This window comes from Cupriavidus sp. WS (assembly GCF_000395345.1).
GTDB classification, from domain to species: Bacteria; Pseudomonadota; Gammaproteobacteria; order Burkholderiales; family Burkholderiaceae; genus Cupriavidus; species Cupriavidus basilensis_B.
The window spans coordinates 1-8,845 of record NZ_AQPL01000274.1 but is presented as its reverse complement, the minus strand read 5'-3'; the positions used below and the strand labels follow the sequence as shown (position 1 = coordinate 8,845).

At 69.6% G+C, this 8,845-nt stretch carries 5 protein-coding genes; 2 read left to right on the top strand and 3 right to left on the bottom strand.

The features are described 5' to 3' along the window. Positions 1-32 precede the first annotated feature (32 nt). From dapD to K206_RS0122065, 3 genes are all read right to left on the bottom strand, one after another. Entirely contained in the window at positions 33-860 is an 828-nt protein-coding gene (gene dapD / locus K206_RS0122075; RefSeq protein ID WP_020204565.1) for a 2,3,4,5-tetrahydropyridine-2,6-dicarboxylate N-succinyltransferase, read from the bottom strand. A gap of 55 nt (positions 861-915) precedes the next feature. After that, on the bottom strand, positions 916-2,133 hold the full coding sequence (dapC, locus tag K206_RS0122070) for a succinyldiaminopimelate transaminase (RefSeq protein WP_020204564.1): 1,218 nt from the start codon (positions 2,131-2,133) through the stop codon (positions 916-918). 266 nt (positions 2,134-2,399) lie between these two features. Continuing rightward, a complete protein-coding gene (locus K206_RS0122065) occupies positions 2,400-3,203 on the bottom strand; it encodes a ferritin-like domain-containing protein (protein ID WP_020204563.1) in 804 nt (267 codons plus the stop codon). Positions 3,204-3,795: 592 nt separating this feature from the next. Between K206_RS0122065 and smc the strand changes: the two genes are divergently transcribed. Together smc and K206_RS0122055 are read left to right on the top strand one after the other, a co-directional pair. Continuing rightward, complete coding sequence (gene smc / locus K206_RS0122060; protein WP_020204562.1) at positions 3,796-7,311, top strand: chromosome segregation protein SMC; 3,516 nt, start codon at positions 3,796-3,798, stop codon at positions 7,309-7,311. Then, the gene (locus K206_RS0122055) at positions 7,308-8,741 is read left to right on the top strand and encodes a cell division protein ZipA C-terminal FtsZ-binding domain-containing protein (RefSeq protein WP_020204561.1); all 1,434 of its coding nucleotides are present in this window, start codon (positions 7,308-7,310) and stop codon (positions 8,739-8,741) included. The genes smc and K206_RS0122055 overlap by 4 nt, the downstream gene beginning before the upstream one ends. Positions 8,742-8,845: the final 104 nt, after the last annotated feature.

Genomic DNA, 8,845 nt, shown 5'->3' with positions numbered 1-8,845 from the left:
ATCCTCCCGCCGCCGCTCCGGGCAAGGCGCGATCAGTCGCCGCGCAGCAGGTCGTTCAGGCTGGTCTTGGCGCGGGTCTGCGCGTCCACCTTCTTGACGATCACGGCGCAGTACAGGCTGTACTTGCCGTCCTTGGAGGGCAGGTTGCCGGCCACCACGACCGAGCCCGCCGGCACGCGGCCGTAGTGGACCTCGCCGGTTTCGCGGTCGTAGATCTTGGTCGACTGGCCGAGATACACGCCCATCGAGATCACCGAATTCTCCTCGATGATGACGCCCTCGACCACTTCCGAGCGCGCGCCGATGAAGCAGTTGTCCTCGATGATGACCGGGTTGGCCTGCAGCGGCTCGAGCACGCCGCCGATGCCGACGCCGCCGGACAGGTGGACGTTCTTGCCGATCTGCGCGCACGAGCCGACGGTGGCCCAGGTGTCGACCATCGTGCCTTCGTCGACGTAGGCGCCGATGTTGACGTAGGAGGGCATCAGCACCGCGTTCCTGGCGATGAACGAGCCGCGGCGGGCCACGGCCGGGGGCACCACGCGGAAGCCGCCGCGGGCAAAGTCGTCGGCGCTCCAGCCGGCGAACTTGGTCGGCACCTTGTCGTAGAACTGGGCGAAGCCGCCGGCGCTCATCGGCGCGTTGTCTTCCAGGCGGAACGACAGCAGCACGGCCTTCTTGATCCACTGGTTGACGACCCAGTCGCGGCCTTGCTTCTCGGCCACGCGCAGCGCGCCGGCGTCGAGCTGGCCGATCACGTTGGCCACGGCTTCGCGGATGTCGTTGGGAGCCGACTTGGGCGAGAGGCTGGCGCGGTCTTCCCATGCCTGGTCGATCAGGGCTTGCAGTGCTTGCGTCATATGCGTGTTTTCAGTGGTTGATCGTTGTCTACGGTGAAATCCGAGGGCGCGGCGTTCAGCCGAGCGAGCGGCAGAAGGCGACGATGCGGCGCGCGCCTTCCAGGCATTCCTCGGGCGTGGCCACCAGCGCCATGCGCACGCGGTTGGCGCCGGGATTGACGCCGCCGGCCTCGCGCGCCAGGTAGCTGCCGGGCAGCACGGTGACGTTCTGCTCGGCCAGCAGGCGGGTGGCGAATTCGGTGTCGCTCAGGCCGGTGCGCGAGACGTCGGCCCACAGGTAGAAGCCGGCGTCGGGCAGGGCCACGTCCAGCACCTCGGCCAGCATCGGCGTGACCTCGGCGAACTTGCGCACGTAGGCGGCGCGGTTGTCGCGCACGTGGGCCTCGTCGTTCCAGGCCGCCACGCTGGCGGCCTGCACCGCCGGGTTCATGGCGCCGCCGTGATAGGTACGGTATAGCAGGAATTTCTTCAGCAGGGCGGCGTCGCCGGCCACGAAGCCCGAGCGCAGGCCCGGCACGTTGGAGCGCTTGGACAGGCTGGAGAACATCATCAGCCGCTCGAACGGATGCGCGCCCTCGGCGCGGCCCAGCTTGCGCGCGGCTTCGAGCGCGCCCAGCGGCGGCTCGCCTTCCTTGAAATAGATTTCCGAATAGCACTCGTCGGAGGCGATCACGAAACCGTGGCGGTCCGACAGCGCGAACAGTTCGCGCCAGTCGTCGAGCGACAGCACCGCGCCGGTCGGGTTGCCGGGCGAGCACACGTAGACCAGTTGCACGCGGGCCCAGGTCTCGGCCGGAATGCGGTCGAAGGCCGGGGCGAAGTTGCGCGCCGGGTCGCTGTTGGCGAACACCGGGGTGGCGCCGGCCAGCAGCGCCGCGCCTTCGTAGATCTGGTAGAACGGGTTCGGGCACAGCACCAGCGCGCCGGGGCGGCTGGCGTCGACCACGGTCTGGGCGAACGCGAACAGCGCCTCGCGCGAGCCGGTCACGGGCAGCACCTCGGTGGCCGGGTTGACCGCGGGCAGGCCGTAGCGGCGCTGGAGCCACGCGGCGATGCACTGCCGCAGGGCGTCGGAACCGGCCGTCGTGGGATAATTCGCCAGCCCGCCGAGCGCGTCCGCCAGCGCCTGCTTGATGAACGCGGGCGTGGGATGCTTGGGTTCGCCGATACCGAAACTGATCGCGGGCAACGCGGCGTTCGGCTTCACGTTGGCCACCAGCACGCGCAGTTTCTCGAACGGGTAGGGCTGGAGCAGGTCGAGTCGGGGGTTCACGGTCAGGTTCGGGCCGCCAGGGCCAAGGCTCAAAGCCGGACATTATAGAGGATTGGCGGGCGTTCCCGCGCGCGGGGCGCGGGCCTGGCGGGCTTTTCCGGCCGGCCCGCCCAAGTGGCCGCGGCCCGTTCCCTCCCGCATTTTCCCTGCCGTTTTTCCTTTGCCGTCATCGACCGGCCGCCATGCCGGCGGTCTTTTCCGCGTTCATGCGTAACCTGCCCGCCGCATCTGTCCCTGTTTCCAATAGGGCGGGCGCCGGGCCGCGTTCAGTGCAGCACGGCCCGTGACACCAGCGCCACCAGCGGCTTGCGGATGGCGCGCTCGACGCCGGCGTGCAGGTCCAGCGGGCGCAGCAGCATCTTCACCGTCATCTCGATCGGCAGGTTGCGGCGGATCACCGCGCTGACGCGGGAATTGAGCCGGCGCACGTCCTTCTGCGGAATGTCCTCGGTGCCGCGCTCGATGCGCAGCACGTTGCGCAGCGCGATCTCCGCGTCCTCGTTCTTGATTTCCAGCAGGCGGCGCACCAGCGCGCCCAGCACGCGCCAGCGGCCGAGCCGCTCGACGCCGTTGAAGGTGTTGAAGTAGCGGTAGAAATGCTTGTAGTGGCGCACCTCGTCGTTGGCGATGCGGCGCGTCAGGTCGCGCAGCACGGGCTCGTCGCTGGCCTGCTCGAGCGAGCGGTAGAGCGCCGCGGTGCCGGTCTCGACCACGCAGCGCGCGGCCATCTCCAGCGCTTCGGAGGGCTCGAAGTTGTCGACCGAGCAGGTGTGGCGGTATTCCTCGAAGAAGCGCGCGTAGCCGCGCTCCCAGTCGAATTCGGGCCACACGTGCTCGACATAGCGCCGCAGCGCCAGGCCGTGCTGCAGCTCCTCGGCTTCCCAGTGCTCGGCCAGCCAGCCGGAGGCTTCCGGGTTGGCGGCGTAGTAGGTGGCGAGGTTGCCGGCGTAGGTGTCGGAGCCGCTCTCGACGAAGGAGGCGGACACCAGCAGGTAGAACAGTTCGCGGTCCGGGCGCACGCGCGCCACGTCGATGGCGGCGAAGTCGATCTCGCCGATGGACCAGGGCATCCGTTTTCTTGCATCGCCGGCGGCGGGGCCGGTCACGCTTTCGTCTGAGTTCGCCGGAATAGAGGCGGTCATGCTGAACACTCCCAGGAGAAGCGCGGAGCAGGGCTCCGCGTTGGGCCGGAGACGCCGTCTGCGTCACCTGCCCGCCGGACAGGGGTTGACTGCAATGGGGCTGACTGCAACGGGGGCTGACTAGTGGGCTGACTGCAATGGGCATCAGGGATCACGCTGACAAGGGAGAGACTAGCACTAACCCTCGGAAGTTTCCCGCCGGTTCCGCGCCGTGCGTTGCCGCCACGCACGGGCGGCCCGCGCCGGGCGCGCGATGTCTGCTCTGAGTGTAGGGCGCGGACCGCACAAAGTGAATCGGAAGGGGTGCAAAGCCGCCGGGGAAACGGCCTCTTCCGCGGCGCCGAAAGGTCGCTGAAAGGTCCCTGAAAGCGCCCGGGCGCGGAAGGGGCGATGGTATGATTAGCGCCAACTATCGGGCACAAGAGCCCGGCGCGCGCCCCAATGCGGCCCGCGCCGCCCGCCTCTGCGCTGGCCCGGCCTCCCTGAACGCTGCAATACCCTAGATACCCCACGACCAACCGTGCGACTGTCCTCGATCAAACTGGCGGGCTTCAAGTCCTTCGTCGATCCCACCAATTTTCAAGTGCCCGGCCAGCTGGTCGGCATCGTCGGTCCCAACGGCTGCGGCAAATCGAACATCATCGATGCGGTGCGCTGGGTGCTGGGCGAGTCACGCGCTTCCGAGCTGCGCGGCGAGTCCATGCAGGACGTCATCTTCAACGGCTCGACCGCCCGCAAGCAGGCCGGGCGCGCCAGCGTGGAGCTGGTGTTCGACAATCCCGACGGCCGCGCCGCCGGGCAATGGAGCCAGTACGCCGAGATCGCCGTCAAGCGCGTGCTCACGCGCGACGGCACCTCCTCGTACTACATCAACAACCAGGCGGTGCGCCGGCGCGACATCCAGGACATCTTCCTGGGCACCGGCCTGGGCCCGCGCGCCTACGCCATCATCGGGCAGGGCATGATCTCGCGCATCATCGAGGCCAAGCCCGATGACATGCGCATCTTCCTCGAGGAAGCCGCCGGCGTGTCCAAGTACAAGGAACGCCGCCGCGAGACCGAGAACCGCCTGTCCGACACCCGCGAGAACCTGACCCGCGTCGAGGACATCCTGCGCGAGCTCGGCGCCAACCTCGAGAAGCTCGAAGGCCAGGCCGAGGTGGCCCAGCGCTTCAAGACCCTGCAGGCCGACGGCGAGGAAAAGCAGCACCTGCTGTGGCTGCTGCGCAAGCGCGAGGCGCAGGCCGAGCAGGAACGCCACCAGCGCGCCATCGAGCAGGCCCAGATCGACCTCGAGGCGCAGACCGCGCAGTTGCGCCACGTCGAGGCCGAGCTCGAAACCATGCGCGCCGCGCATTACGCGGCATCCGACAATATGCACAGCGCGCAGGGCGCGTTGTACGAGGCCAACGGCGAAGTCAGCAAGCTCGAGGCCGAGATCCGCTACGTGGTCGAGTCGCGCAACCGCGTGCAGGCGCAGATCGCCGCGCTCACCGCGCAGCGCGAGCAGTGGCAGGGCAAGTCCGAGCAGGCCACCGACGACCTCGCGCGGGCCGAGGAGGAGCTCGCCGTGGCCGAGGGCCGCACGGTGGAGGCGCAGGAAGCCGTGGCGCACAAGACCGACGAGCTGCCCACGCTGGAAGCCCAGTGGCGCGACGCCCAGGCGCTGTCCAACGAGCAGCGCGCCAGCATCATGCAGGCCGAGCAGGCGCTCAAGCTCGAAGCCGCGCAGCAGCGCAGCGCCGACCAGATGCTGCAGCAGCTCGAGCAGCGCCGCGAGCGCCTGTCCGGCGAGGAAAAGGGCCTCGACCGCCCCGACGAAATCCGTCTTGAAGAACTGCGCGCCGAGCTGGCCGAGCAGGAAGCCGTGCAGGAAGAAACGCAGGCGATCCTGGCCGACGCCGAGGAAAGCGTGCCGCGCCTGGACGGCGAGCGCCGCGCCGCGCAGGAGCGCGTGCAGGGCGAGGCCGCCGCCATCGCCGCGCTGGAAGCGCGCCTGTCCGCGCTCAAGCAGTTGCAGGAAAGCGTGCAGACCGAAGGCAAGGTACAGCCGTGGCTGGAAAAGCACGGCCTGGCCGAGCTGCCGCGCCTGTGGAAGAAGCTCCATATCGAGCCGGGCTGGGAAAACGCGCTGGAATCCGTGCTGCGCGAGAAGCTCGCCGCGCTCGAAGTCTCCAACCTGGACTGGATCCAGTCCTTCCTGTCCGACGCGCCGCCCGCCAAGCTGGCCTTCTATTCGCCGCCGCCGGCCGCGCGCCCGCAGGATACCCCGGCCGGCCTGCGCCCGCTGATGGCGCTGGTGCAGATCACCGAGCCCGGCATCCGCGCCGTGATGCAGGACTGGCTGGCCGACATCTACACCGCCACCGACATGGCCCAGGCGATGGCCGCGCGCGCCACGCTGCCCGAGGGCGCCAGCTTCGTGGTGGCCGAAGGGCACCTGGTGGGGCGCAACGCGGTGCAGTTGTACGCCGCCGATTCCGAGCAGGCCGGCATGCTGGCGCGCGAGCAGGAGATCGAGAACCTGCAGAAGCAGGCGCGCGCGCAGATGCTGCTGTCCGACGAGGCCAGGAGCCAGTCGGTGCGCGCCGACGCGGCCTACACGCACGCCAGCGCGCTGCTGATCGACGCGCGCAGCCGCAGCGAGCAGGCCACGCGCCGCGTGCACGCGCTGCAGATGGACGTGCTCAAGCTGTCGCAGGCGATGGAGCGCTACGCCGCGCGCAGCGGCCAGATCCGCGAGGAACTGGAAGAAATCCGCGCGCAGATCGAGGAGCAGCGCGCCATCCGCGCCGAATCCGAAGCCAGCTTCGAGCAGCACGACGCCGCGCTGGCCGAGATGCAGGCCACCCACGAAGACCACCAGATGGCCTTCGAGGCGCTCGACAGCAAGCTGTCGTCGGCGCGCCACCAGCTGCGCGATTTCGAGCGCGCCGCGCAGGAAGCGCTGTTCGCCGAGCGCAACCTGGCCAGCCGCATCGAGGAGCTGCGCCGCAACATCCAGACCGCCGCCGACCAGTCCGAGCGGCTCGAGCAGTCGCTCGAGGACGCGCGCGCCGAACTGGAGACCATCAACGAGCAGACCGCCCACACCGGCCTGCAGGAAGCGCTGGAGCGCCGCGCCGAGAAGGAGGAGAAGCTCCAGGCCGCGCGCACCGAGCTCGACGCGCTGTCGGCGCAACTGCGCCAGTTCGACGACCAGCGCCTGGCCGCCGAGCGCAGCCTGCAGCCGCTGCGCGACCGCATCACCGAATACCAGCTCAAGGAGCAGGCCGCGCGCCTGAACCAGGAGCAGTTCACCGAGCAGCTCACCACCGCCGAGGTCGACGAGGCCGTGCTGGCCGAGAAGCTCACGCCGGACCTCAAGCCGTCCTACCTGCAAGGCGAGGTCACGCGCCTGAACAACGCCATCAACGCGCTCGGGCCCGTCAACATGGCCGCGCTCGACGAACTGGCCGCGGCGCGCGAGCGCAAGACCTTCCTCGACGCGCAGTCGGCCGACCTGGTTGACGCCATCACCACGCTGGAAGACGCGATCCACAAGATCGACCAGGAAACGCGGGCCATGCTGCAAGGCACCTTCGACCAGGTCAACCACCACTTCGGCGAGCTGTTCCCGTCGCTGTTCGGCGGCGGCCAGGCCAAGCTCATCATGACCGGCGACGAAATCCTCGACGCCGGCGTGCAGGTGATGGCGCAGCCCCCGGGCAAGAAGAACTCCACCATCCACCTGCTCTCGGGCGGCGAGAAGGCGCTCACCGCGATCGCGCTGGTGTTCGCCATGTTCCAGCTCAACCCGGCGCCGTTCTGCCTGCTCGACGAGGTGGACGCGCCGCTGGACGACGCCAACACGGAGCGCTACGCCAACATGGTGGCGCGCATGTCCGACAAGACCCAGTTTGTCTTCATTTCCCACAACAAGATCGCAATGGAAATGGCACACCAGTTGATCGGCGTGACGATGCAGGAACAAGGCGTGTCGCGCATCGTCGCGGTCGACATGGACGCAGCGATCTCGATGGCGGAGGCAGCATGACGCTACAGACCGCCCTCATCGTCGCAGGCATCGTCCTGCTGCTGCTGGTCGTGGCCTACAACCAGTGGCAGATCCGCAAGGCGCGCCGCCCGCGCGCGCTGCAGCCCGAAGACGACCTGCCGCCGATGCGCGAGCCGGTGGTCAGCCCGGCGGTGACGCCCGAAGTCCACGCCAGGCTGCACGAGCCGGCCGCCGACCGCCAGCCCGAGCGGCGCGAGCCCACGCTGTCGGCCTCGCCGCTGGACGCGGCCTCGGTGGCCGCCGGCATGGCGGCCGCCTCGGCGGGTTCCGCCGACGCCGACCAGAGCCTGGCGGACGAAGTCGCGCTGGCCGCCTCGCCTGCCGCCGGCAAGGCTGCCCGGCACAAGCCGGCCGATGCCACGGATGCCGCCCATGCCGCCCATGTCGCCGAGGTGCAGGGCGAGACCGCGGACGCGGAACAATCGGCCGGGCATGCCGAAGATGCCGGCGCCGCCGAACCGCATGCGCAAGCCCATGCCGAGGCCCACGCCGAGGCACATGCGCAAGCCGGCGCGCAGGCCGGCAGCGCGCGCGCGCCGCTCCAGCCCGAGCCGCTGGTGCCCGAGGGCCAGCCCGCGCCGGCCGTGATCGATCCGCTGATCGACTGCATCGTGCCGCTGCACCTGGAGCGCAAGCAGTCCGGCGACCGCATCCTGCCGCTGACCGGCCGCCTGCGCCGCGCCGGGACCAAGCAGGTGCACCTCGAAGGCCTGCGCGCCGAGGCCAACGCCTGGGAAGCCGTCACCGCCGGCCACCAGTACGAAGACCTGCAGGTGGCGGTGCAACTGGCCAACCGCGGCGGCGCGCTCAACGCGCTGGAATTCTCCGAGTTCGTCAACGCGGTGGAAGCGCTGGCCGAGTCGCTCGACGCCTCCGCCGAGCTGCCCGACATGAGCGAGACCGTGGCCAACGGCCGCGAGCTCGATGCCTTCGCCGCCGGCTGCGACGTGCAGCTCGGCGTCAACGTGATTTCCGACGGCGCGCCGTGGTCGGCCGCCTACGTGCAGACCGTGGCCACCCAGGACGGCCTGGTGCTGTCGCGCGACGGCACCCGCTTCACGCGCTACCAGGCGGGCGCGGACGGCGTGCAGCGCGCGCTGTTCACGCTGCAGTTCGGCGACACCAACTTCCTGCGCGACGATCTCACGGCCAAGGCCGGGCGCCAGATCACGCTGCTGCTCGACGTGCCGTCCGCGGCACAGGCCACCAAGCCGTTCAAGACCGTGTGCGAATACGGCTACAGCCTGGCGCAGCGCATGGGCGCACAATTGGTGGACGACAACATGCGGCCGCTGAGCGAGGCCTCCTTCGTCGCCATCTTCGGCCAGTTGCAGGCGCTCTACGACAAGCTCGACGCGCGCGGCATGCCGGCCGGCTCGCCGGTGGCGCTGCGCCTGTTCAGCCTGTGATATTTGCCCGCTGATCGGCAGCGGGTCCGGAAACACAATATGAGTCCCAAGCAAGACGGTGCGGCGGCGCAAGCCCCCGCACCCGCCGGCGATGCCCCCGCCGC